This is a genomic window from Ancylobacter sp. Lp-2, assembly GCF_020523795.1.
GTDB lineage: Bacteria > Pseudomonadota > Alphaproteobacteria > Rhizobiales > Xanthobacteraceae > Ancylobacter.
In genome coordinates this window covers 866,700-890,754 of sequence record NZ_JAJALI010000001.1, presented here as the reverse complement: position 1 = coordinate 890,754, position 24,055 = coordinate 866,700, and the positions used below count along the sequence as shown (strand labels likewise).

The window sequence follows — 24,055 nt, the reverse complement described above, 5'->3', positions numbered from 1 at the left end:
CCCGCCGGAGCGGCGGGCCCCGGCGGGTTGCGCGGTTCAGGACCGGCACGGCGCCTACATCGCCTGGGTATGCGCGCCGCCGGGACGGGAAATGCCGCCCAGCGCGTCGCCGGCGATGGCCTCGCGGCCGGCCACTGCGATGTCGCCCAGCGACAGGATGCCGACCAGCTGCTTGTCGCGGTTCACCACCGGCAGGCGGCGCACCTGCTGCTCGGCCATGTTGCGGCCGATCTCGTCGATCTCCTGGTCCTCGAAGCAGTATTTCACCTCGCCGCTCATGATCTCGCGCACCCGCGTCGCCGGCCCCTTGCCGAGGGCGACGCCGCGCACGGCGATGTCGCGGTCGCTGATCATGCCGACGAGGCGGCCGGCATCGCCCACCGGCAGGATGCCGGCATCGAGCAGCGCCATGGCGCGCGCCGCCTGTTCCAGCGTCTCGTCCGGGGCGATCACCTGCACCTCGCGGGTCATCAGGTCGCTTACCTTCATCGGATCCTCCTGTCCTGTCGGAGATGGAGCCGGCTCAGCCGGCGTGGTGCGGGGTGTTGTGTTCCGCGTTGCGCTTGCGGGTGGCGGCGGCCTTGCGCGCCGCGGCGGACCGCTCGGCCTTCGGCCGCGCGGCCGAGGCATGGCCGCCGATGTCGCCGCCGCGATGCGCGGCCGGATGGCCGGTGTCCTTGCCGCGGCCGGAACCGGACTTCTTGCCGCCGCCATCGTCCTTGTTCACCGTCGCCCAGGCGCGGCGCTCGGCTTCCTCGGGGGACACGCCGCGTTCCTCGTAGCCTTCCTCGATATGCTCGGCCTTGCGCTTCTGCTTGTCGGTGTAGGCCGACTTGTCGCCACGGGGCATGGCCCTCTCCTTCGCGTCCGTTCGCCCCCGCCCGTCCCCAAGCCAACGATGCGGGCGGCGAAGCGTTCCCGCTTGCGGCGTTTCGGGCTTGACAGAATGCCGCCGCCGGCATGCCTTGCCGGGGAACGTTCCAGAGGTACCGCTCCCATGACCGTGCTCGCCCGGCTCGCCGAATTCCCGCTCATCGCCATCCTGCGCGGCGTGCAGCCGCAGGAAGCCGCCACCATCGGCACGGCGCTGGTCGAGGCCGGCTTCCGCATCATCGAGGTGCCGCTCAATTCGCCCGAGCCGATGAAGAGCATCGAGATCCTCGCCCGCCGCTTCCCCGACGTGCTGATCGGCGCCGGCACCGTGCTCGATCCCGCCGATGCAGACCGGGTGAAGGCGGCCGGCGGCGAGCTGGTGCTGATGCCGCACAGCGACCCGGCGGTGATCGCCCGCGCCAAGGCGCTCGGCATGAGCTGCGTGCCCGGCGTGACCACGCCGACCGAGGCCTTCGCCGCGCTCAAGGCCGGCGCCGACGCGCTGAAGATGTTCCCGGCCGAGATGCTGCCGCCGCCGGTGGTGAAGGCCTGGCGCGCCGTCATCCCGGCCTCCACCGTGCTGATGCCGGTGGGCGGGGTGACGCCGGAACGACTGAAGCCCTATTGGCAGGCCGGGGCGCGCGGCTTCGGCCTCGGCTCGGCGCTCTACGCGCCGGGGATGGCGGCGGACGACGTGGCACGAAACGCGCAAGCCTTCCTGGCGCCCGTGGCCGAACTGAAGGCCGCCTGACCGTTCTCCCGCCGAGGAAGCTTGCTTTGCCCGACCTGAAGACCGTCGTCGCTGATATCGCCGAGGAGATGCGCACGCGTCCCGACCGCGGCGAGGTGGCCACCTATATTCCCGAACTCGCCGGCGTCGATCCCAACCAGTTCGGCATGGCGGTGATCGATGCCGAGGGCGAGGTGGCGGTGGGCGGCGACGCCGACGTGCCGTTCTCCATCCAGAGCGTGTCGAAGGTGTTCACCCTCACCCTGGCGCTCGGCAAGATCGGCGACCGGCTGTGGCGCCATGTCGGGCGCGAGCCGTCCGGCAGCGCCTTCAATTCCATCGTGCAGCTGGAATATGAGGGCGGCGTCCCGCGCAACCCGTTCATCAATGCCGGCGCCATCGCGGTGACCGACCAGATCCTCGCCGGCCACGAGCCGCGCGAGGCGCTGGGCGAGATCCTGCGCTTCATGCATTTCATCGCCGACGATACCTCGATCACCATCGACGAGAAGGTCGCCGCCTCCGAGCGACGCACCGGCTTCCGCAACGCCGCGCTCGCCAACTACATGAAGTCGTTCGGCGTGCTGCAGAACCCGGTGGACTACACGCTCGGCGTCTATTTCCACCATTGCTCGATCGCCATGAGCTGCCGCCAGCTCGCCATGGCCGGGCGGTTCCTTGCCTGGCGCGGCAAGAACCCGACCACCGGCCATTCGGTGGTGAGCCCGGAGCGGGCGCGGCGCATCAACGCCATCATGCTGACCTGCGGCCATTATGACGGCTCGGGCGAGTTCGCCTATCGCGTCGGCCTGCCCGGCAAGAGCGGGGTGGGCGGCGGCATCCTCGCCATCGCGCCGGGGATCGCCTCGATCGCCGTGTGGTCGCCGGGGCTGGATTCGGTCGGCAACTCGCATCTCGGCCGCATCGCGCTGGAGACCCTGACCAAGCGCATGGGCTGGTCGATCTTCGGCGACTAGAGCGTTTTCTAGCGAAGTGGAATCCGGTTCGCGTGAAGAAAACGCATCCAAACAAGACCCTGGAGCCCTTCCGATCGGGCGGGATCACCTGATCGGAGAGAACAGGCTCCAGCCGCTCAGACCGGCAGCGGCGCGCTGGCGATGAGACGCTTCAACTCCGGCACGCAGGAGCCGCAATTGGTGCCGGCCTTCAGCACCGCGCCGATGCGGGCGACGTCGGCCGCCGGCTCGGACGCGATCAGCGCACGGATCGGATCCGCCGGCACCCCGAAGCAGGAGCACACCAGCGCCCCGCAGCTGGAGGCGGCTCCCGCCCGACGACCGGCCAGCGCCGCCCGGCGCCCGGCGGCATCGAGCCCGCCGACGGTCAAAAGCTCCTTCACCGCCGCCCAGTCCGGGGCGCGATCCGCCGGGCCTATCGACAACAGCGCCGCCAGCCGGCCCTCGCCGTCATAGGCGGCGGCGCGGTAGATGCCGCCCTCGGCATCGAGGAATTCCGAGAGCTCGAGGGCGCCGAACCGCGCCGCCATCCGCGTCCGCCAGGCGAGCGGCCCGGCCTCGTCGGCGATCAGCCAGCCCTCGCCGCCCTCCAGCGCCACCCGTGCCCACCAGGCGGCGTGGGGCGGGGCCAGCGCCTCCCGCGCCAGCAGGAAGCCGCGATAGGCCAGCGCCAGCTTTTCCGCCCGCACCGGCGTCGCCTTGGATTCCGGCTGGCCGGAAAACGGATCGGTCGCCCCGGCGATAAGCGCATTGACCCGCGCCTCGGCGGCGGTGCTGCCGGACCAGTGGATCGGCGCGAAGACTTCGCCGCGCCGCGGCCCCTCGCCGGGCCGCGCCTCCAGCACCGCCGTGCCGTGCGGCGAGGTGAGCCGCACCAGATCGCCGGCGGCGATGCCGAGCGCGCGGGCATCCTCGGGGTGCATCTCGACGAACGGCGCCGGCAGATGCCCGCCGAGGCGCGGCGACAGGCCGGTGCGGGTCATGGTGTGCCACTGGTCGCGGATGCGGCCGGTGTTGAGCCGCAGCGGGTAGGCGGCGTCGGTGCCCGCCGCCGGCGCCGGATCGGCCGGGACGATGAAGCGGGCGCGGCGGTCCGGGGTGAAGAATCCGCCCTCGGCGAAGAAGCGCTTCTCGCCGCCCTCGCCCGGCGCGCGTACCGGCCCAAGTGCCGGCCCAAGTGCCGGCCCAACTACCGGCCATTGCTGCGGCGCCATCCGGTCGAAGGCTTCGTCGTCAAGCCCGGCCAGGCCGCCAATGTCGAAATCGCGGCTGCCCGCGTTCTCGAAGGCGGACAGCGCGGCATGCTCGCGGAACACCTCGGCGGCGGAGCACCAGCCGAAGGCGGCGTCATGGCCCAGCCGCCGCCCCAGCTGCGCCATCGCCCACCAGTCCGGCTGGGCCTCGCCGGGCGGATCGAGGAAGGCGCGCTGGCGCGAGATGCGGCGCTCGGAATTGGTCACCGTGCCGTCCTTCTCGCCCCAGGCCAGCGCCGGCAGCAGCACATGCGGGCGGCAGGCCAGCGTGTCGTTGGCCCGCACATTGTCGGAGATGGCGAGGAAATCGAGCCGGGACAGCGCGGCGCGCACCCCGTCGGCGCGCGGCAGGCTCACCGCCGGATTGGTGCCGAGCACCCACAGCGCCTTGATGCGCCCGTCCGCCACCGCCGCCATCATGTCGACGGCCTTCAGGCCCTCCCGCGTCGCCATGTTCGGCGCGCCCCAGAAGCGGCGGACGCGGTCGACCTCGGCGGGCGAGAAGCCCATATGCGCGGCCAGTTGGTTGGCGAGGCCGCCGACCTCGCGCCCGCCCATGGCGTTGGGCTGGCCGGTGAGCGAGAACGGCCCCATGCCCGGCCGGCCGATGCGCCCGGTGGCGAGGTGGCAGTTGATGATGGCGCCGACCTTGTCGGTGCCCTGCGCCGACTGGTTCACCCCCTGCGAATAGCAGGTCACCGTCCGCTCGGTGGCAGTGAACAGCGCGTAGAAGCGCGCCACGTCGGCCGCCGGCACGCCGGTCCTGGCCGCCACCGTGGCGAGATCGGGCGCCAGCGCCCGCGCGCCGGCGAGCGCCGCGTTGAGGCCGGAGGTGTGGGCGGCGACATAGGCGTCGTCGAGCGCCCCTATATCCGCGAGATGCACCAGCAGCCCGGCGAACAGCACGCTGTCCATGCCGGGCGCCACCGGCAGGAACAGATCGGCCTCCTCGGCGGTGGCGGTGCGGCGGGGGTCGATGACGACGAGCTTGGTGCCCCGCCGTGCCCGCGCCGCCTCCAGCCGGCGGAACAGCACCGGATGGCACCAGGCGGCATTGGAGCCGGTGAGCACCACGAGGTCGGCCTCGTCGAGATCGGCATAGACGCCGGGCACGGTATCGGAACCGAAGGCGCGCTTGTGGCCGGCCACCGAGGACGCCATGCAGAGCCGCGAATTGGTGTCGACATTGGCGGTGCCGAGGAAGCCCTTGGCGAGTTTGTTAGCCGCGTAATAATCCTCGGTGAGCAGCTGCCCCGACAGGTAGATCGCCACCGCGTCCGGCCCGTGCGCCTCGATGGTGCGGCGGAAGGCATCGGCGATGGCGCCGAGCGCGGCATCCCAGGAGGCGACCTCCAGCGCGCCGTCGACGCGCAGCATCGGGGTGAGCAGCCGGGTCGACAGGCCCAGCGTCTCGCCGAGCGCCGAGCCCTTGGAGCACAGCCGGCCGCGATTGGCCGGATGTTCGGGATCGCCGGCCACCGCCGCGCCGCCCGCCCCGTCCGGGCTCGCCAGCACGCCGCAACCCACGCCGCAATACGGGCAGGTGGTCCGCACCGCCGGCATCACGGCCGCTTCGGTGAGAGCGAGGGGCACCGGCGCGTTCATCAGTAGACGTCCGCCTGGTAGCGGCCGGCCTTCTTCAGCGCCGCGACATAGGCGAGCGCCGCATCGGTGGATTTGCCGCCATGCGCGGCGACCACGTCGACCAGCGCATGCTCGACATCCCGCGCCATGCGCTTGGCATCGCCGCAGATGTAGAAATGCGCGCCCTCCTCCAGCCAGCGATAGAGTTCCTCGCCGACCTGCCGCATGCGGTCCTGCACATAGACCTTCTCCGACCCGTCGCGCGACCAGGCGAGGGTCAGGCGGGACAGGTGGCCGTTGGCCTTCATGCCGGCGAGTTCGTCCTCGTAGAAGAAGTCATAGTCGCTGCGCTGATGGCCGAAGAACAGCCAGTTGCGGCCCGGCGCCTTCACCGCCATGCGCTCCCACAGGAAGGCGCGGAACGGCGCGATGCCGGTACCCGGCCCGACCATGATCACCGGAACCGCCGGGTCCGCCGGCAGGGCGAAGCCGTGCGCCTTCTGCACATAGGCGCGCAGCTCGCCGCCCTCGGGCACCCGCGCGGCGAGGAAGGTCGAACCGACGCCGAGCCTTGTGCGCGCACTGACGCGGTAGCGCACCGCGTCGACGGTGAGCGACAGCTTGCCCGGCGTCGCCGCGGGGCTGGAGGAGATTGAATAAAGGCGCGGCTGCAGCGGCTCCAGCGCCTCCGCCAGCACCTCGGGGGCGAGGCGCGGGCGGCCGAACTTCTCCAGCGCCGCCAGTACGTCGAGCGAGGCGGCGTCGCCGTCCGGGTCCTCGCCGGCGGCGAGCGCGCGCGCCTTGCGGCGCATCTCGCCGCCGGAATGATAGGTGAGCAGCTGGAACAGCCCGTCCGGCGCGGCGCCGAGCGACACGTCCTCGCTGAGCACGTCGCGAGCGAGCTTGTCGCCGATCATCTCCTCGCGGCTGGCACCGATGGCGTCGAGGATAGCGTCGACCAGATCGCCGTCATTGACCGGGAAGATGCCGAAGCTGTCGCCAACCGTGTAGTCGAGCCCGGCCGCCGCGAGATCGAACTCGACATGCCAGGTCTCCTTCTCCGAAGAGCCCTTGTTCAGCCGCTTGCGGGACAGGAAGCTCACCCGCGCCGGGTTGTCGCGCGAGGAGCCCGGCGCGCCCACCGGAACCGTTGGCGCCGCCTCGGCCGGGGCGGCGGCCGGCGCCTCGCCCATCTCGGCGGTGAGGCTCTTCAGCATGCGCATGGTCTCCTTGCCGCCGGGGGCGCAGAGATTGAGCTTGGTCTCCTTGCCCGCAGCGAGCGCGGCGCCGTAGCTCTCGCAGAGATAGCCGCACTGGCCGCAATCCTGCTGCGCCATCGCCGCCATCATGCGGCGGGGCAGCGGACGGCCGTCGGCGAGCTTCATGCGCTCGTCGAGCGGCATGGAGGCGTCGTGCCAGGGGGCGCCGTCATCCGCTTCAGTGGCGGGCGCCGGCGCGGCGCCCTCGGCCGGCGACGCCGGCGCCCCGCTGGCCAGCCCCTGCGGCGAGAGAACCGCCGCGAAGAAGCCGTTGAGCCAGGCGCGCTGCTCCTCGCTGAACGGCGCGGTCTCGGGGAAGAAGGCGATCGCCGGCGGCACCGGCATGGCGGGCACGGCCATCGGAACGGCGGAGAGCGGGGTGGCGGCGTTCATCAGCGCGTCTCCTCCTCGACCAGCGCCCTGAGGGCGTCCGGCTCATGGCGGCGGGTGAAGCGGGCGAGCGTCTCGGCGGCGTCGGCGCGGTGGGTGAGCCAGGCGCGCAACAGGTTCTCCACCACCACCGGCGCCTCGGTCGCCTTCACGTCGCGATAGAGCTCGCGGGCGATGGCGGCATCCGAGCCGAAGCCGCCGCCGACCACCAGATGGAAGCCGTCGACGGTGTCGCCGTCCTCGTTCACCGGCACGCGGGCGCCGACGAGGCCGATGTCGCCGATATAGTGCTGGGCGCAGCTATGCGGGCAGCCGGTGACGTGGATGTTGACCGGCAGATCGAGAGTGACCCGCTCCTCGCAATGGCGGGCGATCGCCTCGGCGGCGCCCTTGGTGTCGGCATTGGCGAAGCGGCAGCCCATCGAGCCGGTGCAGGCGACCAGCCCGGCGCGGATGGCGGTGGCTGTCGTGGACAGGCCGAGCGCCTCGACGGCGGCCTCGACCAGCGCCACCTTGTCGTCCGGCACGCCGGAGAGGATCAGGTTCTGCCAGACGGTGAGGCGGATCTCGCCATCGCCGAGGTCGCGGGCGAGCCGGGCGAGGCCGTGCATCTGCGGGGCGGTCATCTTGCCCGTCGGCAGCACCACGCCGACCCAGTTGAGGCCCGGCTGCTTCTGCGGGTGGACGCCGATATGGGCGAGCCGGTCCGGCTCGGGACGCGGTGCCACGGCGGAGGCCGGCACGCGCGGCAGCTTCCAGCCGAGCTTCTCCTCCGTCAGCGCCAGGAACTTCTCGAAGCCGAAGGCGTCGAGCACGTATTTCAGCCGCGCCTTCTTGCGGTCGGTGCGGTCGCCATGGTCGATGAACACCCGCACCATGGCGTCGGCGACGTCGCTCGCCTGATCGGGTTTCACCACCACGCCGGTGTCGCGGGCGAAGTCCATATGGCCGGTGATGCCGCCGAGCACGACGCGGAACCACACGCCCGGCTCGATGCCGTGGCCATCAGCCACCTCCACCGCCTGGAAGCCGATGTCGTTGGTGTCCTCCAGCGCGCCGATGCGCCCGCCGCCGTCGAACGCGACGTTGAACTTGCGCGGCAGGCCGTAGAGCGAGCGGTCGGCGAGGATGTGGTAGTGCCAGTCGAGCGCGTAGGGGCTGGTGTCGATCAGCTCCTGCGGGTCGATGCCGGCGGTCGGGCCGCCGGTGACGTTGCGGATGTTGTCGGCGCCGGAGCCGCGCGCGGTCAGCCCGAGGCCGATCAGCCCCTCCAGCACCGCCGGCCCGTCGGTGGCGGGAATCTCGCGGATCTGCAGATTGGCGCGGGTGGTGATGTGCGAATAGCCGCCGCCATGCCGATCGGCGAGATCGGCCACGCCGGCGAACTGCCAGTACTTCAATATGCCGTTCGGGATGCGCAGCCGGCACATATAGCTGTCCTGCGTCGGCGCGACGTAGAACAGGCCGTGGAACTTCCAGCGGAACACGTCGACGCCCTTGGGAAAGGCGGCGTCGCGCGCGTGCTGCTTCATGCGGCCATAGCTGTCGAGGCCGAGCTCCTCGCGCTTGGCCTTCTCCTCATTGACCAGCTTGCGGCCCTCGGCCTCGACGCGGGCCATGGCGCGATGCGCGCTGGCATCCGGCCCGGTCGGCTCGGCCGGTGCGGACTTGGCGGCGGCCGGCGCGGCGGCGATGCTGCCGGCGGCGCGGGTCGCGGCGAGGCCGGCGACGAAACCTTCGAGATAGCGCTTCTGTTCGGGAACGAAATCGGTGCCCATCACGCGGCCTCCGGCAGGGATTGCGTGGAAAGATCCGGCGCCACATAGGCGCGCCCGAAGGCGAGCGCGGCGCGCTCGGGGCCGATGTCGCGGCCGGACCGCATCAGGTCGAGATAGAACAGCCCGTCGGCGGTATCGCCGAACAGCACCGCGCCGACGAGGCGGGTCGCGCGCCCGTCGCTGCGCAGCACCAGCCGGCGATAGAGGCCGAGGCCGGGATCGGCGAGCACCATTTCCTGCGTGCCCTCAGCGCCGAGGAAGTCGCCGGCGGAGAACACATGCACGCCGGAGACCTTGAGATTGGTGGCGAGCACGCTGCCGGCATAGGCGCCGCCCGCGCCGGCGAGGCGACGGGCCAGCACCCTCGCCTGCTCATAGGCCGGCTCGACGAGGCCGTAGACCTGGCCGCGATGCTCGGCGCATTCGCCGAGGGCGAACACATCCGCCGCGTCGGTGGCGAGCCCGTCATCGACCAGGATGCCGCGATGGCAGCCGATGCCGGCGGCGCGGGCGAGATCGGCATTGGCCCGCACGCCGCAGGCGACCACCACGAGGTCGGCGGGCAGCAGCCGGCCATCGGCGAGGCGCAGCCCCTCGACCCGCCCGTCGCCCTCGATCGCCTGCGTCGAGGCGTCGAGATGCACGGCGATGCCGCGCGCCTCCACCGCCTGGCGCAGCAGCGCGCCGGCGCGGGCATCGAGCTGGCGCTCCATCAGCCGGTCGGCGAGATGGATGATGGCGGTCTCCGCCCCCGCGCCGGCGAGGCCGGTGGCGGCCTCCAGCCCGAGCAGCCCGCCGCCGATGACGATGGCGCGCAGCCCCGGCCGGGCGGCGGCGAGCAGCGCGCCGACATCGGCCATGTCGCGAAAGGTCAGCACGCCCGGCAGGTCCATGCCCGGCAGCGGCAGCCGGATGGCGCTGGAGCCGGTCGCCAGCACCAGCTTGCCGTAGCCGAGCGCCGACCCGTCGGCGAGGCGCACTTGTCGCGCGTCGGTGTCGACCGCCGCAACCGGGGTGCCGAGCTTCAATTCGATGCCGCGCGCGGCCCACCAGCCGGCGTCCTTCAGCACCAGATCGTCGGCGCCCACCTCGCCGGCCAGCAGCGAGGAGAGCAGCACCCGGTTATAGGCGAGGTGCGGCTCGGCGCCGATCACCGTCAGCCCGAAGCGGTCGGGTGCCAGCGCGGTGAGTTCCTCGCAGAACTTCGCCGCCGCCATGCCGTTGCCAACAATCACCACCTTTTCGCGAAGCAGGCTCGTGCTCATGACGCGGCCACCCCGACGATGCGGCCGAACGGGCCTTCCTCGGCCGGCGCCGCTTCCAGCGCCTCGATCATCACCCCGGACAGCAGCCCATAGGCCTCGGTCCAGGCCTCGCGCACCGGCGGGGTGAAGGCCTCGCCGAGCCCCTGCTCCAGCGTCCAGATCAGCGCCGCGCCGACCGGCGCGAAGTGGGCGGCGGTCACGCCCATGCCGGCATGGCGGGCGCCGAGCCGCTGCACCGCCGGCAGCAGCGCCGGCAGGTCGTGCATGCCGTTCACCACCACGCCGAGGGTGGCCATCAGCTTGCGGCCCTGCTCGGTCATGTCGCCGTTGAACAGAGGGCGCACCTCGGGGGCGATCTCGAACAGCCGGCCATAGAACAGCCCGGCGGCCGCTTCCGAGATCGGGCGCACCTTGGCGAAGCTGTCGCGCAGCAGCGCGATGCGATCGGGGGTCATGCTCGCCTCCTCACGCGGCTTCGACGAAGCGGTGGCGTTCGTAGAGGAACTTCAGCACCGCCTCGCGGCAGACGAGGTAGGCCGGGTCGGTGACCAGCTCCAGCCGCCGGCGCGGGCGCGGCAGCCGCACGTCGAGCACCTCGCCGATGCGGGCGGAGGGGCCGTTGGTCATCATCACGATGCGGTCGGAGAGCAGCACCGCCTCGTCGACGTCGTGGGTGATCATGATCACCGTGTTGCCGAGCGCGGCGTGGATCTGCATCACCGAATCCTGCAGATGCGCGCGGGTCAGCGCGTCGAGCGCGCCGAACGGCTCGTCGAGCAGCAGCACCTTGGGCTCCATGGCCAGCGCGCGGGCGATGCCGACGCGCTGCTTCATGCCGCCGGAGATTTCCGAGGGGCGGCGGTCCCTGGCATGCGCCATCTGCACGAGGTCGAGATTGTGCAGCGTCCAGTCATGGCGCTCGGCGCGGCTCTTGGTGCCGGAGAACACCTTGTCGACCGCGAGCCGCACATTGTCGTAGACCGACAGCCAGGGCAGCAGCGAATGGTTCTGGAACACCACCGCGCGGTCGGGGCCGGGTGAATCCACCTGCCGGCCCTCAAGGATCACCCCGCCGGCGCTGGCCTGGGTGAGGCCGGCGACGATGTTGAGCAAGGTCGACTTGCCGCAGCCGGAATGGCCGATGATCGAGATGTACTCGCCCTTGGCGATGTCGAGGCAGACTTCCTTCAGCACCTCGGTGACGGCGCCGCCGCGGGCGAAGGACTTGTCGATGTGGTCGAGCTTGAGATAGGCGGTCATCGGCTTCCCCTCCTTCAGGCTGCGGCGGTGCCGCGGGTGACGAAGGCGCCGATGCCGGCGACGAGGCGGTCGAGGATGAACCCGACCACGCCGATATAGACCAGCGCCACGATGATGTCGGACAGGCGCGAGGAGTTCCACGCGTCCCAGATGAAGAAGCCGATGCCGACGCCGCCGGTGAGCATCTCCGCCGCCACGATGGCGAGCCAGGACAGGCCGACGCCGATCCGAAGGCCGGTGAAGATGTAGGGCGCCGCCGAGGGCAGCATGATCTTCACGAAGAATTCCAGCGGGTTGAGCCGCAAGACTTTCGCGACGTTGCGGTAGTCCTGCGGAATGTTGCGCACGCCGACCGCGGTGTTGATGATCACCGGCCAGATGGCGGTGATGAAGATCACGAAGATCGCCGAGGGGTTACTGTCGCGGAACGCCGCCAGCGCGATCGGCAGCCAGGCCAGCGGCGGCACGGTGCGCAGCACCTGGAAGATCGGATCGAGCCCGCGCATCGCCCAGACCGACTGGCCGACGATCACCCCGAGCAGGATGCCCGCCACCGCCGCGAGGCCGAAGCCGACCGCGACCCGCTGCAGCGACACCAGCACCCGCCAGCCGAGGCCGATATCCTGCGAGCCGTTGACGAAGAACGGGTTGACGATCAGGTCGTAGGATTCCTGCCAGATGGTGGAGGGCGGCGGCAGCGTGGCGCCGGAGCCGGAGCACAGCAGCTCCCAGATGCCGAGCAGGGCGAGCAGCACCACCAAAGGCGGCACGACCGCCACAGACACACGATGCGCATAGCCGGCGAAACGATTGCCGCGCGGCGTCGGGCGGGACGGTGCCAGCCGCACGATCTCCGCGCCTTTGGCCGGGGCGCTCGCGCCCTTGGCGGTGGACGGCGAGACCACGGCCTCGCTCTTCAATGCGGTAATGGACATGCGAGGCTCCCGGATCGAGAAGGTCGAGGCATCGGATGGGTCAGGCGACGGCGCCGCCGGAACCGACGAGGGCTCAGGCGATGCGCTTGATGCCGAGGCTGGCGAGATAGGCCGACGGGTTGTCGGGATCGAACACCTTGCCGTCGAAGAACGTCTCCTTGCCGCGCGAAGACGAGGCCGGGATATCCGCCGCCGCGACACCGAGCTGCTTGGCCGCCGCGCGCCAGATGTCCTCGCGGTTCACCTTGTCGACCAGCGCCTTGACGTCGGTCGACGGCTCGAACTTGCCCCAGCGAATGTCCTCGGTGACGAACCAGGCGTCATGGCTCTTGAACGGGTAGGAGGCGTGGTCCTGCCAGAACTTCATGTAGAGGTCGGTGCCGTTGACGACGCGGCCGTTGCCGTAATTGATGTCGCCCTTCAGCCGGCCGAGCACGTCCTTGGGCGGCACGTTGAACCACTGCCGGCGGCCGAGGACCTGCGCCATCTCGTCCTTGTTGGCCATGGCGTCGCACCATTGCTGGGCTTCCATCACCGCCATCAGGATCGCCTGCGCGGCGTTGGGGTTCTTGTCGACCCAGGCGGCGCGCATGCCGAGCGCCTTTTCCGGGTGGTGCTTCCAGATCTCGCCGGTGGTGCAGGCGGTAAAGCCGATGCCCTGGTTGACCAGTTGCTCGTTCCACGGCTCGCCGACGCAGAAGGCGTCCATGTTGCCGACCTTCATGTTCGCCACCATTTGCGGCGGCGGCACCACGATGGTGGAGACGTCCTTGTCGGGGTCGATGCCGGCGGAGGCCAGCCAGTAGCGGATCCACAGATCGTGCGTACCGCCCGGGAAGGTCATGGCGACCTTCACGTCCTTGCCGGCCGCCTTCTTGGCGGCGAAGGCCTCCTTCAGCGGCGCGGCGTCGGCGGTCACCTTCAGCCCGGCATATTCCTGCGCGACCGAGATGCCCTGGCTGTCGAGATTGAGCCGCGCCAGCAGGTACATCGGCGTCGGCACGTTGTTCTGCGTCACCTTGCCGGTGGAGATGAGATACGGCATCGGGGTGAGGATGTGCGCGCCGTCAATGCCGTTGGCCTCGCTGCCGAGCACGAGATTGTCGCGGGTGGCGCCCCAGGAGGCCTGCTTCGCCACCTCGACATCGGGCATGCCGTATTTGGCGAACAGCCCCTTTTCCTTGGCGATGATCAGCGGCGCGGCATCGGTGAGCGCGATATAGCCGAGCACCGCCTTGGTGGTCTCGGGCGCGGCGGCATGGGCGAAGGGCACGCCGCCGGGGAAGGCCAGCCGCACGCTCTCCATGAGCGCGGCGGTGCCGAGGACGGCGGCGCCGGATTTGAGGAAGGAGCGGCGGGAAACGTCGGTGCCGGCGGATGCGAGGACGGATTTCGGACGGTCGGCCACAATGCGGTCGGTCATGAACGTGCCTCTCGGAAGTCGATTTTTTGAGAGCCGCGCCCATTTCCGAGCGCGGCGATGAAACACAGGCAAGCCACGGCAGCGACGGAGAAGATCCGTCTTGCAGGCAGCGGCTTTGCTGCAACCCATCGCTGGGCGGAAATCGGAAAACCGTGATCGGCGTTGATCGAACGGTGAGACTAAACATACATAAATCGTGCCAATTCCGCAAAGGCACGACTAAAGGCAAATAATAGCGAACAAAATCAATGAGTTGGCAGACAAGAATATTTACAGAAAGGTATTTTTATACCTTATTGCACACGCTCAAATTGTGAGCAAAACCCGTCATTCCATGCGGATATTTCGCGCATCCGGCTAAGAATGCGCCGCAGCGGCTCAGCGCCTGCCGAGCCGCGCCAGATAGGCCTCGACATCCTCGGGATCGAACGGCTCGCCGAACCGCGTGCCGACCGGGTCGCCATCCTCGGCCGGCGGCCGGACGGTGATCCCCAGCGCGGCGTCGTAGAGATCGGGCCGATAGACCGCCTGTGCCTCGCGCGCGGCGTCCACCGCGTAGCCGGCCTGGCCGGCCCGCACCATCTGCGCATAGATCCACAAAGCATGGCGCGGATCCGGCCGCGTCGCGCCGCCGCGATGCAGCACCAGGAAATCCGGATCGCTGCGCGCCGCGCCGCCGGGGCCGACATCCGGCCGGCCGGTCAGCGTGCGCTCGATGATGTCGGCCCGCACGCCGAGGAAGCGCGGCTCGGCCAGCAGGCGTACGAGGTCGGCGCGGTTCTCGCTCGCCTCGCACCAGCGCGCCGCCGCCTCCAGCGCGCGGATCAGCCGGCGCAGCACGTCCGGCTCGGCATTGGCGAAGCGGGCATGCACGCCGAGCACCTTTTCCGGCGCGCGGGCGAACAATTCGGTGCCGAGCAGCGCGATGCGCCCGACCCCGGCCTCCACCGCCACGCTGTTCCACGGCGAGCCGACGCAGAAGCCGTGGATCAGCCCCGAGCGCAGATTCTCCACCGTGTAGGAGGGCGGCACCACCACGAGGCGCACGTCGCGGTCGGGATCGAGGCCGCCGGCCTCCATCAGGTGGCGCAGCGCATAGGTGTGGGTGGAGAAGCTGTAGACCGAGGAGAAGGTGAGCTGCTCGCGCCCCGCCGCCGCCCGCGTGCGCACCACCGCGCCGAGCGCGCGCGCGGTGCCGGCGCCGGTCGACAGGTCCTCGCCGGTCGCCGCCAGGGCGGCGTGCAGCTCCGGCGCCACGGTGATGGCGCCGCCGTTTAGGTTCAGCGCGAAGGCGGCGACCAGGGGCACCCGCACATGGCCGAGGCCGAGCGAGGAAGCGATGGCGAGCGGCGCCAGCATGTGGGCGCCGTCGAGCAGGCCGACATTCAGCCGGTCGCGGATATTGGCCCAGGACACCTCGCGGTGCAGGTCGATCTCCAACCCCTCGGCGGTGGCGAAGCCGCGCTCGGCGCAGGCGATCAGCGTCGCGGCGTCGGTGAGCGGGATGAAGCCTATCGCAAGGCGTCTCATGGTTGCCGCCTCATTTCAGCAGGTCCGCCGCGGTGATGATGGACTGGGCGATGTCGACGAGCCGCTTCTTCTCGTTCATCGCGGTGCGCCGCATCAGCGCGTAGGCGGTGGCCTCGTCGAGATCCTTGAGCCGCATCAGGATGCCCTTGGCGCGGTCGATGGTCTTGCGTTCCTCGAGCTGGGTCTTGGTCTGCTCCAGCTCCTCGCGCAGCCTGGCGAAGGCGCGGAAGCGGCTGATGGTCATGTCGAGGATCGACTTCACCCGCTCCTTCTTCAGCCCGTCGACGATATAGGCGGAGACGCCGGCGTCGATCGCCGCCTCGATGGTCGAGGAATCCGACTGGTCGACGAACATGGCCACCGGCCGCTTCACCTCGCGGCTGACCTGGAACATCTGCTCCACCACGTCGCGCGAGGGGGTCTCCAGGTCGATGATGATCACGTCGGGGTCGATGGCGTGCAGGCGCGCCAGCAGGTTGTGCCGCTCGGGCAGGCAGATCACGTTGACGTAGCCCGCCTCGCGCAGCCCCTCGTCGAGCACGGCGGCGCGCAGCGGACTCTCGTCGACGATGACGATCTTCAGGCCCGGATCAGCCGGCATGGCAAGGTGTCATCATCGAACTCGACGGCGGACGGCAACGGAACATCGGGACCACGCACTGGGACATCTCGCCCTGCGAAGCAAGCCTCAGGCCGCAACCGGCAGGTGCGGCGCTCAGCCGCCCTTCAGCGCCGCCAGCTCCTTCTTCAGCGCCCGCGTCTCCTCGAAGCGGCGGGTGACGTCGCGCAGCACCGAGGCCATGCCGCGCACCTCTCCTGCCGCATCCTTGAGCAGCACGATGGTGAATTCGAGCGAGATGCGCCGTCCGTCCCTGGTCAGGCCGGGCACGGCGAGCAGGTCGCCGGCGCCGTAGCGGCTCTTGCCGCTGGCGACGGTCTCGACATAGCCCTCCCAGTGGCGGGCGCGGAACGGCTCGGGGATGATGATATCGAGCGACTGGCCGAGCGCCTCGGCCTCCGAAAAGCCGAAGATGCGCGCGGCACCAGCGTTCCACATCACGATCCGCCCGTCGCGGTCGCTCGCCACCACCGCGTCGGCGGCGCTGTCGATGAGGCCGTCGCCGATCTCCTCGCGGGTGAAGCCGCCCTCGGCGGTCGCCTGATAATCCATCGCCGTCCCTCCGGTCGCCGGCACCGCCGCTGTCGCGCCACCCGCTTCGTCGAACAGGTCCTCGACCGGCCCGAAGAATTCGTAATGCAGCCGCCCGGCCTCGACACCGGCCTTGGCCAGCGCCGGCACCAGCGCGCGCAGGAAGTCGAGCGGGCCGCAGACATAAAGGTCCGCCGTGCCGAGCGGAATCTCGGCCTTCAGCCAGTCGAGCGTCACCCGGCCGGCAACGTCGAAATCTTTGCCCTGCCGATCCTGCGGCCGGGGCTGGCTGTAGAAGATCGTGGCGCGGGCATTGGGCAGCGCCGCCACCAGCTCCTTCACATGCGCGCCGAAGGCATGCACCGCGCCGTCGCGGGCGCAGTGGACGAAATGCACGGGCACGCTAGCCTTCTCGGCCGCCAGCGCCTCCAGCATGGCGATCATCGGCGTCAGGCCGACGCCGCCGCTCACCATCACGATGGGCCGCTCGCGGGTCGCCGGCAGCACAAAGGCGCCGGCCGGCGGGGCGATGGTCAGCCGCGTGCCGATCTGCGCGGTGTCGTGCAGCCAGCGCGACACCTGGCCCTGCGGCTCGCGCTTCACCGAGATGCGCAGATGGTCGCCATTCGGCGCGGTGGAGATGGTGTAGTTGCGCTTCGCCTCGCCGAGGCCGGGAATGTCGGCGAACAGCGTCAGATACTGCCCGGCGACATGCGGCGGCGGGGCGGCGCCATCGAGCGGCGTCAGCTCGAAGGAGGTGATGATCTCACTCTCCTTGCGGCGGGCGCTGATCCGGTAGTCGCGCGCGGCGGCGGCAGAATTCGCGGCGCCAGCCTGATTCGGGGTGGCGGACATTGCCGCCTGGTCGTCGTTACGCATCGGAGCGTCCTCCACTCCGATTTGATGTATACTAAATACAAGATTTGGGCGACCCCGGAAGTGGCGGGCTCAGCCCGCCAGCTTGTCGAGCACCCGCCGGTAGCCGGCCTCCACCGTCGCCCGCGCCTGATGGCGCCCGCCCTCGACCAGCTTGGCGCCGTTGCGCCACACCGCATCGACCGGTGCGCCGCCGGCGAAGATGAAGCCGTCGAGGAGCGCGTCGCCCCGCTTGCCATGCAGCGACGGCGTGCCGGCATCAAAGCTGACGAGGTCGGCCGGCCGGCCGAGCGCGATGCCCGCCTCGGCCCCCAGCGCCTGCGCGCCGCCGGAAAGCGCCGCATCGAACAGCCGCCGCCCGGTGGAGGCGCCGGCCGCGAGCGCCATCACATTGCGCGCCCGCTCGCCGAGCCGCTGGGAATATTCCAGCAGCCGCAGCTCTTCCGCTGCGTCGATCCGCACATTGGAATCCGAGCCGACGCCATAGCGGCCGCCCGCTTCCGCGAAACGCCGGCCAGGGAAGATGCCGTCGCCGAGATTAGCCTCGGTGATCGGGCACAGGCCGGCCACCGCGCCGCTCGCCGCCAGCCGCAGGGTCTCCGCCTCGGTCATGTGGGTGGCGTGGATCAGGCACCAGCGCTCGTCGACCGGCGCGTGGTCGTAGAGATAGTCGACCGGCCGCGTGCCGGAGAAGGCCAGGCAGTCCTCCACCTCCTTCACCTGCTCGGCGACATGGATGTGGATCGGCCCGCCGGTCAGCGGCAGGATGGCGGCGATCTCCTGCGCCGTCGCGGCGCGCAGGCTGTGCGGCGCGAGGCCGAGCACCGCGCCGGGCAGCGGCGCCAGCGCCCGCGCGGCGCTCTCCATCAGCCGGCCGAAGCGCTCGACATCGTTGAGGAAGCGCCGCTGCCCGTGGCCCGGCGCCTGCCCGCCGAAGCCGCCATGAGCGTAAAACACCGGCAGCAAGGTGAGCGCGATGCCGGCCGCGCCCGCCGCGGCGGCGATACGGTGCGAGAGTTCGCCGACATCGGCATAGGGCGTGCCATCGCGGTCGTGGTGCAGGTAGTGGAACTCGCCGACGCGGGTGAAGCCGGCCTCCAGCATCTCGACATAGGCGAGCGCGGCGATCGCCTCGACATCCTCCGGGTCGAGCCGGTCGACAGCGCGGTACATCTGGTCGCGCCAGGTCCAGAAGCTGTCGCCCTCCGGGCCGCGCACCTCGGTGAGCCCGGCCATCGCCCGCTGGAAAGCATGGCTGTGCAGGTTCGGCAGGCCGGGAACCACCACCGCGTGCCGTTCGTCGCCGGGCTCCGGCACCACCCCGACGGCGATCCCGGCAATGCGACCGCCAGCCAGAGTGAGACGCACATCGCTTGCCCAGCCCTCGGGAAGCAGCACACTGCCGGACCACAACACCGTCATCGCGTCGCCTTTCGCAGATTCGATATGGACAAGCCGCCCCTGTCCAATTTATGTATATACATATTGACGCCCTTGCCAACGACTTTACCAGCGACTTCGCGAGGCCTCCGGACATGAGATGCGAGCGTATCTGGCGCGGTGCCCGCCTCGCCACCCTCGACGAGACCCGTCCCGGCCTCGGCATCGTCGAGGATGGCCTGATCGCGGCGACGGACGGTCGCATCCTCTATGCCGGCCCGGCCGCCGAGGCGCCCGCCTTCGAGGCGGCGGAGACCATCGACGTCGAAGGCCGCTGGATCACGCCCGGGCTGATCGACTGCCACACTCATCTCGTCTTCGGCGGCGACCGCGCGCATGAATTCGAGCTGCGGCTCGCCGGTGCCTCCTATGAGGAGATCGCCCGCGCCGGCGGCGGCATCGTCTCCACCATGAAGGCCACGCGGGCCGCCAGCGAGGCCGATCTCGTCGCCGCCGCGCTGCGCCGGCTCGACGCGCTGATCGCCGAGGGCGTCACCACCGTCGAGGTGAAGTCCGGCTACGGCCTGTCGGACGAGGCCGAACTGAAGAGCCTTCGGGCCGCCCGAGCGCTCGGGCAGGCCCGCCCGGTCTCGGTCGCCGCCACCTATCTCGGCGCCCACGCGCTGCCGCCGGAGGCCAAGGGCGACAAGGCCGCCTATATCGATCAGGTCATCGCGCTGCTGCCGTGCATCGCCGCGGAAAAGCTCGCCGACGCGGTCGACGCCTTCTGCGAGGGCATCGCCTTCTCGCCCGACGAGGTGGCGAAGCTGTTCACCGCCGCCCGCGACCTCGGCCTGCCGGTGAAGCTGCATGCCGACCAGCTGTCCAACCTGCACGGCGCGAAGCTAGCGGCCGAGTTCGGCGCGCTCTCCGCCGACCATCTCGAACATACCGACGCCGACGGCGCGGCCGCCATGGCGAAGGCTGGCACGGTGGCGGTGCTGCTGCCAGGCGCCTTCTACTTCATCCGCGAGACCAAGGTGCCGCCGGTCGATCTCTTCCGCGCGCACGGCACCAAGATCGCACTGGCCACCGACTGCAATCCCGGCACCTCGCCGCTGACCTCGCTCTTGCTCACCATGAACATGGGCGCGACTTTGTTCCGCCTGACGGTGGACGAGTGCCTCGCCGGTGTCACCCGCGAGGCCGCCCGCGCGCTCGGGCGGCTCGACAGCATCGGCACGCTGGAAGCCGGCAAATCTTGCGACCTCGCGATCTGGGACATCGAGCGCCCGGCCGAGCTGGTCTACCGCATGGGTTTCAACCCGCTGCATGCGCGGGTGTGGAGGGGGAAATGAGCGAGATCATCCTGAAACCCGGCGCCGTCTCCCTCGCGGAGTGGCGCGCCATCTATCGCGGCGCCAGCGCCCGGCTCGATGCCGCCTGCCTGCCGGCGGTGGAACGTTCCGCCAAGGCGGTCGCCGACATCCTGGCGAAAGGCGAACCCGTCTACGGCATCAATACCGGCTTCGGAAAGCTCGCCACGGTGCGCATCGGCGACGCCGATCTCGCCACGCTCCAGCGCAACATCGTGCTGTCGCACGCCGCCGGTGTCGGCGAGCCGATGCCGGTCCCCGTCGCGCGGCTGATGATGGCGCTGAAGCTCGCCAGCCTCGCACAGGGCGCCTCCGGCATCCAGCCGAAGACGCTGGCGCTGCTGGAAGCCATGCTGGCCAAGGGTCTCACCCCGGTGGTGCCCTGCCAGGGCTCGGTCGGCGCCTCCGGCGACCTCGCCCCGCTGTCGCACATGACCACCACACTGATCGGCGTCGGCGAGATCTTCGTCGACGGCACCCGCCTGCCGGCCGCCGTTGCGCTGGCCGATGCCGGCCTCACGCCGGTCGAGCTCGGGCCGAAGGAAGGCCTCGCTCTGCTCAACGGCACGCAGTTCTCCACCGCCAACGCGCTGGCCGGCCTGTTCGAGGCGGAGAACCTCTACCGCTCGGCGCTGGTCACCGGCGCGCTGTCCACCGATGCCGCGCGCGGCTCCGACGCGCCCTTCGACCCGCGCATCCACGCGCTGCGCCGACATAAGGGCCAGATCGAGACCGCCGAGGCGCTGCGCCGGCTGATGCAGGACTCGGCGATCCGCGCCTCGCATCTCGTCGGCGACGAGCGGGTGCAGGATCCCTATTGCCTGCGCTGCCAGCCGCAGGTGATGGGCGCGGCGCTCGACGTGCTCAGACAGGCGGCCACCACGCTGGAGACCGAGGCCAACGGCGTCTCCGACAACCCGCTGATCTTCGCCGAGGACGGCGTCGCGCTGTCCGGCGGCAATTTCCACGCCGAGCCGGTGGCTTTCGCCGCCGACATGATCGCGCTGGCGGTGTGCGAAATCGGCTCGCTCGCCGAGCGGCGCATCGCCATGCTGGTCGACCCGGCACTGTCGGGCATGCCGGCCTTCCTCACCCCCAAGCCCGGCCTCAACTCCGGCTTCATGATCCCGCAGGTGACGGCGGCCGCCCTCGTCTCCGAGAACAAGCAGAAGGCCTATCCGGCCAGCGTCGATTCCATCCCCACCTCGGCGAACCAGGAAGACCACGTCTCCATGGCCGCGCACGGCGCCCGCCGGCTATTGGGCATGGTGGAGAACGCGGTGGCGGTGATCGGCATCGAATTGCTGGCCGGCGCGCAGGGCTGCGATTTCCATCAGCCACTCGCCTCCTCGCCGGTGCTGGAGACGGTGCGCGCCACCCTGCGCGCCGAGGTGCCGCATCTCGACGACGACCGCTATTTCGCCCCCGACATGGAGGCGGCGAACGCGCTCATCCGCTCCGGCGCCGTCGCCGCGCTGGCCGCCGGCCTGCTGCCGGCCATCAGCGGGGAGTAAGCGGCATGACCCACCCCGACTTCCTCTCTGTCATTCGCGGTACGGCGCCGCTGGTGGTCTCGTTGCCGCATACCGGCACCGACCTCCCGGACGATATCGCCGGCGAGCTCGTCTCGCCCTGGCTCGCCCGCAAGGATTGCGACTGGTGGATCGAGCTTCTCTACGACTTCGCCGCCGGCATGGGCGCCAGCGTGGTGCGTACCTCGGTCTCCCGCACCGCCATCGACGTCAATCGCGACCCCTCCGGCGTCTCGCTCTATCCCGGGCAGGCGACCACCGAACTGTGCCCGACCACCAGCTTCGACGGCGAGCCGCTCTACCAGCCCGGCAAGGGCCCGGACGTCGCCGCCCGCCGCGCGGCCTATTTCGATCCCTATCACGCCGCCCTGTCGGCGGAGATCGAGCATGCCCGCGCGATCCACGGCGCGGTGGTGCTGTATGATTGCCACTCGATCCGCTCGGTGATCCCGCGCCTGTTCGAGGGCACGCTGCCGAATTTCAACATCGGCACCAATTCGGGCGCCAGCTGCGCGCCGGCGCTGCAGGCCGCCGTCGAGGCGATCTGCGACGCCACCGCCTTCTCGCGCGTCAGCAATGGCCGCTTCAAGGGCGGCTACATCACCCGCCACTACGGCGCGCCGGAACGCGGCGTGCATGCGGTGCAAATGGAGCTGGCCTGCCGCACCTACATGCCGGATCCGGCCGGACCCGTCGGCCCGGACAATTGGCCGGCGCCTTATGATCCCGCCTACGCCGCCCCCGTCCGTTCCGCCCTCGTCGCCATCTTCGAGGCGTGCCTCGCCTTTGCCCGCTCGCAGGGAGCCCGTTCATGACCCGCATCGACAATTCCCGCACCATCCGCGCCGCCCGCGGCACCGAGCTCACGGCGAAAAGCTGGCTCACCGAGGCGCCGCTGCGCATGCTGATGAACAATCTCGACCCCGACGTCGCCGAGAAGCCCGGCGAGCTGGTGGTCTATGGCGGCATCGGCCGGGCGGCGCGCGACTGGGAGAGCTTCGACCGCATCGTCACCGCGCTGCGCAAGCTCGACGCCGACCAGACGCTTTTGGTGCAGTCCGGCAAGCCGGTCGGGGTGTTCCGCACCCACAAGGACGCGCCGCGGGTGCTGATCGCCAATTCCAACTTGGTGCCGCGCTGGGCCACCTGGGAGCACTTCAACGAGCTCGATAAGAAGGGGCTCATGATGTACGGCCAGATGACGGCCGGCTCCTGGATCTATATCGGCGCCCAGGGCATCGTGCAGGGCACCTACGAGACCTTCGTCGAGATGGGCCGCCAGCATTTCGGCGGCTCGCTGAAGGGCAAGTGGATCCTCACCGGCGGCCTCGGCGGCATGGGCGGCGCCCAGCCGCTCGCCGCCACCATGGCCGGAGCCAGCTGCCTCGCCATCGAGTGCCGCCCCTCCTCCATCGATTTCCGCCTGCGCACCGGCTATCTCGACACCTCGACCACCAGCCTCGACGAGGCGCTGGTGATGATCGAGCGCTCCTGCGCCGAGGGCAAGCCGCTCTCGGTCGGCCTGCTCGGCAATGCCGCCGAGATCCTCCCCGAGCTGGTGAAGCGCGGCATCAGGCCGGACATCGTCACCGACCAGACCTCCGCCCATGACCCGGTCAACGGTTATTTGCCGATCGGCTGGACGCTGGAGCAGTGGGAGAACGGCAAGCAGGCCGACCCCAAGGGCGTCGCCAAGGCCGCCAAGGCCTCGATGGCGGTGCATGTGAAGGCGATGCTCGACTTCTGCCATGCCGGCATCCCGACCGTCGACTACGGCAACAACATCCGGCAGATGGCGCTGGAGGAGGGCGTGGCCAACGCCTTCGACTTCCCCGGCTTCGTGCCGGCCTATATCCGTCCGCTGTTCTGCCGCGGCATCGGCCCGTTCCGCTGGGCGGCGCTCTCGGGCGACCCGGAGGACATCTACAAGACCGACGCCAAGGTGAAGGAGCTGATCCCCGACAATGCCCACCTGCACAACTGGCTGGACATGGCGCGCGAGCGCATCCACTTCCAGGGCCTGCCGGCGCGCATCTGCTGGGTCGGCCTCGGCGACCGCCACCGGCTCGGCCTCGCCTTCAACGAGATGGTGCGCACCGGCGAATTGAAGGCCCCCATCGTCATCGGCCGCGACCATCTCGACAGTGGCTCGGTCGCCTCGCCCAACCGCGAGACCGAGGCGATGCAGGACGGCACCGATGCCGTCTCCGACTGGCCGCTGCTCAACGCCCTGCTCAACACCGCCTCCGGCGCCACCTGGGTGTCGCTGCACCATGGCGGCGGCGTCGGCATGGGCTTCTCGCAGCATGCCGGCATGGTGATCTGCTGCGACGGCACGGCGGATGCCGATGCCCGCCTCGCCCGCGTGCTGTGGAACGACCCGGCGACCGGCGTGATGCGCCACGCCGATGCCGGCTACCAGATCGCCATCGACTGCGCGCGCGAGCACCAGCTCGACCTGCCCGGCATCCTCGGCTGAGGCCG

20 protein-coding genes are annotated in these 24,055 nt (G+C 70.3%); 6 read left to right on the top strand and 14 right to left on the bottom strand.

The genetic code is table 11. The annotated features are described in order from the left end of the window. Positions 1-54 precede the first annotated feature (54 nt). Positions 55-489, bottom strand: a complete 435-nt coding sequence (locus LGR54_RS04185; protein ID WP_230360672.1) for a CBS domain-containing protein — start codon at positions 487-489, stop codon at positions 55-57. A gap of 34 nt (positions 490-523) precedes the next feature. Beyond that, entirely contained in the window at positions 524-850 is a 327-nt protein-coding gene (locus tag LGR54_RS04180) for a plasmid stabilization protein (RefSeq protein WP_230360671.1), read from the bottom strand. Between the two features lie 147 nt (positions 851-997). Between LGR54_RS04180 and LGR54_RS04175 the strand changes: the two genes are divergently transcribed. Beyond that, entirely contained in the window at positions 998-1,624 is a 627-nt protein-coding gene (locus LGR54_RS04175; RefSeq protein ID WP_230360670.1) for a 2-dehydro-3-deoxy-6-phosphogalactonate aldolase, read from the top strand. A 26-nt stretch (positions 1,625-1,650) separates the two neighbouring features. Further along, on the top strand, positions 1,651-2,580 hold the full coding sequence (locus tag LGR54_RS04170) for a glutaminase (protein ID WP_230360669.1): 930 nt from the start codon (positions 1,651-1,653) through the stop codon (positions 2,578-2,580). A gap of 116 nt (positions 2,581-2,696) precedes the next feature. Here the strand turns inward: LGR54_RS04170 and LGR54_RS04165 are convergent, their stop codons facing one another. From LGR54_RS04165 to LGR54_RS04105, 12 genes are all read right to left on the bottom strand, one after another. Then, positions 2,697-5,438, bottom strand: a complete 2,742-nt coding sequence (locus LGR54_RS04165) for a nitrate reductase (RefSeq protein WP_230360668.1) — start codon at positions 5,436-5,438, stop codon at positions 2,697-2,699. Next, positions 5,438-7,069 carry a sulfite reductase subunit alpha gene (locus LGR54_RS04160; protein WP_370638123.1) on the bottom strand — a complete coding sequence of 544 codons (1,632 nt, stop codon included), beginning with the start codon at positions 7,067-7,069 and terminating at the stop codon, positions 5,438-5,440. The genes LGR54_RS04165 and LGR54_RS04160 overlap by 1 nt, the downstream gene beginning before the upstream one ends. Beyond that, positions 7,069-8,844 (bottom strand): NirA family protein, encoded by a 1,776-nt coding sequence (locus LGR54_RS04155; RefSeq protein ID WP_230360667.1) that lies wholly within the window; start codon positions 8,842-8,844, stop codon positions 7,069-7,071. Before LGR54_RS04155 ends, LGR54_RS04160 begins: the two co-directional genes overlap by 1 nt. After that, positions 8,844-10,109 carry an NAD(P)/FAD-dependent oxidoreductase gene (locus LGR54_RS04150; RefSeq protein ID WP_230360666.1) on the bottom strand — a complete coding sequence of 422 codons (1,266 nt, stop codon included), beginning with the start codon at positions 10,107-10,109 and terminating at the stop codon, positions 8,844-8,846. Before LGR54_RS04150 ends, LGR54_RS04155 begins: the two co-directional genes overlap by 1 nt. Then, entirely contained in the window at positions 10,106-10,564 is a 459-nt protein-coding gene (locus LGR54_RS04145) for a globin family protein (protein ID WP_230360665.1), read from the bottom strand. The genes LGR54_RS04150 and LGR54_RS04145 overlap by 4 nt, the downstream gene beginning before the upstream one ends. 10 nt (positions 10,565-10,574) lie before the next feature. Further along, the gene (locus tag LGR54_RS04140) at positions 10,575-11,369 is read right to left on the bottom strand and encodes an ABC transporter ATP-binding protein (protein ID WP_230360664.1); all 795 of its coding nucleotides are present in this window, start codon (positions 11,367-11,369) and stop codon (positions 10,575-10,577) included. Positions 11,370-11,383: 14 nt separating this feature from the next. Then, the gene (gene ntrB, locus LGR54_RS04135) at positions 11,384-12,304 is read right to left on the bottom strand and encodes a nitrate ABC transporter permease (RefSeq protein ID WP_230360663.1); all 921 of its coding nucleotides are present in this window, start codon (positions 12,302-12,304) and stop codon (positions 11,384-11,386) included. 73 nt (positions 12,305-12,377) lie between these two features. After that, a complete protein-coding gene (locus LGR54_RS04130) occupies positions 12,378-13,727 on the bottom strand; it encodes a CmpA/NrtA family ABC transporter substrate-binding protein (RefSeq protein ID WP_230360662.1) in 1,350 nt (449 codons plus the stop codon). A 378-nt stretch (positions 13,728-14,105) separates the two neighbouring features. Beyond that, positions 14,106-15,257, bottom strand: a complete 1,152-nt coding sequence (locus LGR54_RS04125) for a CmpA/NrtA family ABC transporter substrate-binding protein (protein ID WP_230360661.1) — start codon at positions 15,255-15,257, stop codon at positions 14,106-14,108. A gap of 10 nt (positions 15,258-15,267) precedes the next feature. Beyond that, positions 15,268-15,858, bottom strand: a complete 591-nt coding sequence (locus LGR54_RS04120; RefSeq protein WP_230360660.1) for an ANTAR domain-containing response regulator — start codon at positions 15,856-15,858, stop codon at positions 15,268-15,270. 114 nt (positions 15,859-15,972) lie between these two features. Then, on the bottom strand, positions 15,973-17,286 hold the full coding sequence (locus LGR54_RS25960) for a PAS domain S-box protein (RefSeq protein WP_370638122.1): 1,314 nt from the start codon (positions 17,284-17,286) through the stop codon (positions 15,973-15,975). A gap of 69 nt (positions 17,287-17,355) precedes the next feature. After that, positions 17,356-18,705, bottom strand: a complete 1,350-nt coding sequence (locus LGR54_RS04105) for a formimidoylglutamate deiminase (protein WP_230360659.1) — start codon at positions 18,703-18,705, stop codon at positions 17,356-17,358. Positions 18,706-18,818: 113 nt separating this feature from the next. On the opposite strand from LGR54_RS04105, the gene hutI reads away from it, so the two are divergent. Genes hutI through hutU form a run of 4 tightly spaced genes read left to right on the top strand, consistent with a single transcriptional unit; the run spans position 18,819 to position 24,050 of the window. Beyond that, a complete protein-coding gene (hutI, locus tag LGR54_RS04100; RefSeq protein WP_230360658.1) occupies positions 18,819-20,021 on the top strand; it encodes an imidazolonepropionase in 1,203 nt (400 codons plus the stop codon). After that, positions 20,018-21,553 (top strand): histidine ammonia-lyase, encoded by a 1,536-nt coding sequence (hutH, locus tag LGR54_RS04095; RefSeq protein WP_230360657.1) that lies wholly within the window; start codon positions 20,018-20,020, stop codon positions 21,551-21,553. The genes hutI and hutH overlap by 4 nt, the downstream gene beginning before the upstream one ends. Before the next feature lie 5 nt (positions 21,554-21,558). Further along, positions 21,559-22,386 (top strand): N-formylglutamate deformylase, encoded by an 828-nt coding sequence (gene hutG, locus LGR54_RS04090; protein WP_230360656.1) that lies wholly within the window; start codon positions 21,559-21,561, stop codon positions 22,384-22,386. Continuing rightward, positions 22,383-24,050: a urocanate hydratase gene (hutU, locus tag LGR54_RS04085; RefSeq protein WP_230360655.1), complete on the top strand. Its 1,668-nt coding sequence runs from the start codon at positions 22,383-22,385 to the stop codon at positions 24,048-24,050. The genes hutG and hutU overlap by 4 nt, the downstream gene beginning before the upstream one ends. The last annotated feature ends 5 nt before the right edge of the window (positions 24,051-24,055 follow it).

Excerpts from the sequence above, each read along its gene's own strand:
- LGR54_RS04180 (WP_230360671.1), bottom strand. The coding sequence starts at position 850 with ATGCCCCGTGGCGACAAGTCGGCCTACACCGACAAGCAGAAGCGCAAG.
- LGR54_RS04105 (WP_230360659.1), bottom strand. The coding sequence starts at position 18,705 with ATGACGGTGTTGTGGTCCGGCAGTGTGCTGCTTCCCGAGGGCTGGGCA.
- LGR54_RS04130 (WP_230360662.1), bottom strand. The coding sequence starts at position 13,727 with ATGACCGACCGCATTGTGGCCGACCGTCCGAAATCCGTCCTCGCATCC.
- LGR54_RS04120 (WP_230360660.1), bottom strand. The coding sequence starts at position 15,858 with ATGCCGGCTGATCCGGGCCTGAAGATCGTCATCGTCGACGAGAGTCCG.
- LGR54_RS04165 (WP_230360668.1), bottom strand. The coding sequence starts at position 5,438 with ATGAACGCGCCGGTGCCCCTCGCTCTCACCGAAGCGGCCGTGATGCCG.
- LGR54_RS04140 (WP_230360664.1), bottom strand. The coding sequence starts at position 11,369 with ATGACCGCCTATCTCAAGCTCGACCACATCGACAAGTCCTTCGCCCGC.
- LGR54_RS25960 (WP_370638122.1), bottom strand. The coding sequence starts at position 17,286 with ATGCGTAACGACGACCAGGCGGCAATGTCCGCCACCCCGAATCAGGCT.
- hutG (WP_230360656.1), top strand. The coding sequence starts at position 21,559 with ATGACCCACCCCGACTTCCTCTCTGTCATTCGCGGTACGGCGCCGCTG.
- LGR54_RS04125 (WP_230360661.1), bottom strand. The coding sequence starts at position 15,257 with ATGAGACGCCTTGCGATAGGCTTCATCCCGCTCACCGACGCCGCGACG.
- hutH (WP_230360657.1), top strand. The coding sequence starts at position 20,018 with ATGAGCGAGATCATCCTGAAACCCGGCGCCGTCTCCCTCGCGGAGTGG.
- hutU (WP_230360655.1), top strand. The coding sequence starts at position 22,383 with ATGACCCGCATCGACAATTCCCGCACCATCCGCGCCGCCCGCGGCACC.
- LGR54_RS04155 (WP_230360667.1), bottom strand. The coding sequence starts at position 8,844 with ATGGGCACCGATTTCGTTCCCGAACAGAAGCGCTATCTCGAAGGTTTC.
- LGR54_RS04160 (WP_370638123.1), bottom strand. The coding sequence starts at position 7,069 with ATGAACGCCGCCACCCCGCTCTCCGCCGTTCCGATGGCCGTGCCCGCC.
- LGR54_RS04145 (WP_230360665.1), bottom strand. The coding sequence starts at position 10,564 with ATGACCCCCGATCGCATCGCGCTGCTGCGCGACAGCTTCGCCAAGGTG.
- LGR54_RS04150 (WP_230360666.1), bottom strand. The coding sequence starts at position 10,109 with ATGAGCACGAGCCTGCTTCGCGAAAAGGTGGTGATTGTTGGCAACGGC.
- LGR54_RS04175 (WP_230360670.1), top strand. The coding sequence starts at position 998 with ATGACCGTGCTCGCCCGGCTCGCCGAATTCCCGCTCATCGCCATCCTG.
- hutI (WP_230360658.1), top strand. The coding sequence starts at position 18,819 with ATGAGATGCGAGCGTATCTGGCGCGGTGCCCGCCTCGCCACCCTCGAC.
- LGR54_RS04185 (WP_230360672.1), bottom strand. The coding sequence starts at position 489 with ATGAAGGTAAGCGACCTGATGACCCGCGAGGTGCAGGTGATCGCCCCG.
- ntrB (WP_230360663.1), bottom strand. The coding sequence starts at position 12,304 with ATGTCCATTACCGCATTGAAGAGCGAGGCCGTGGTCTCGCCGTCCACC.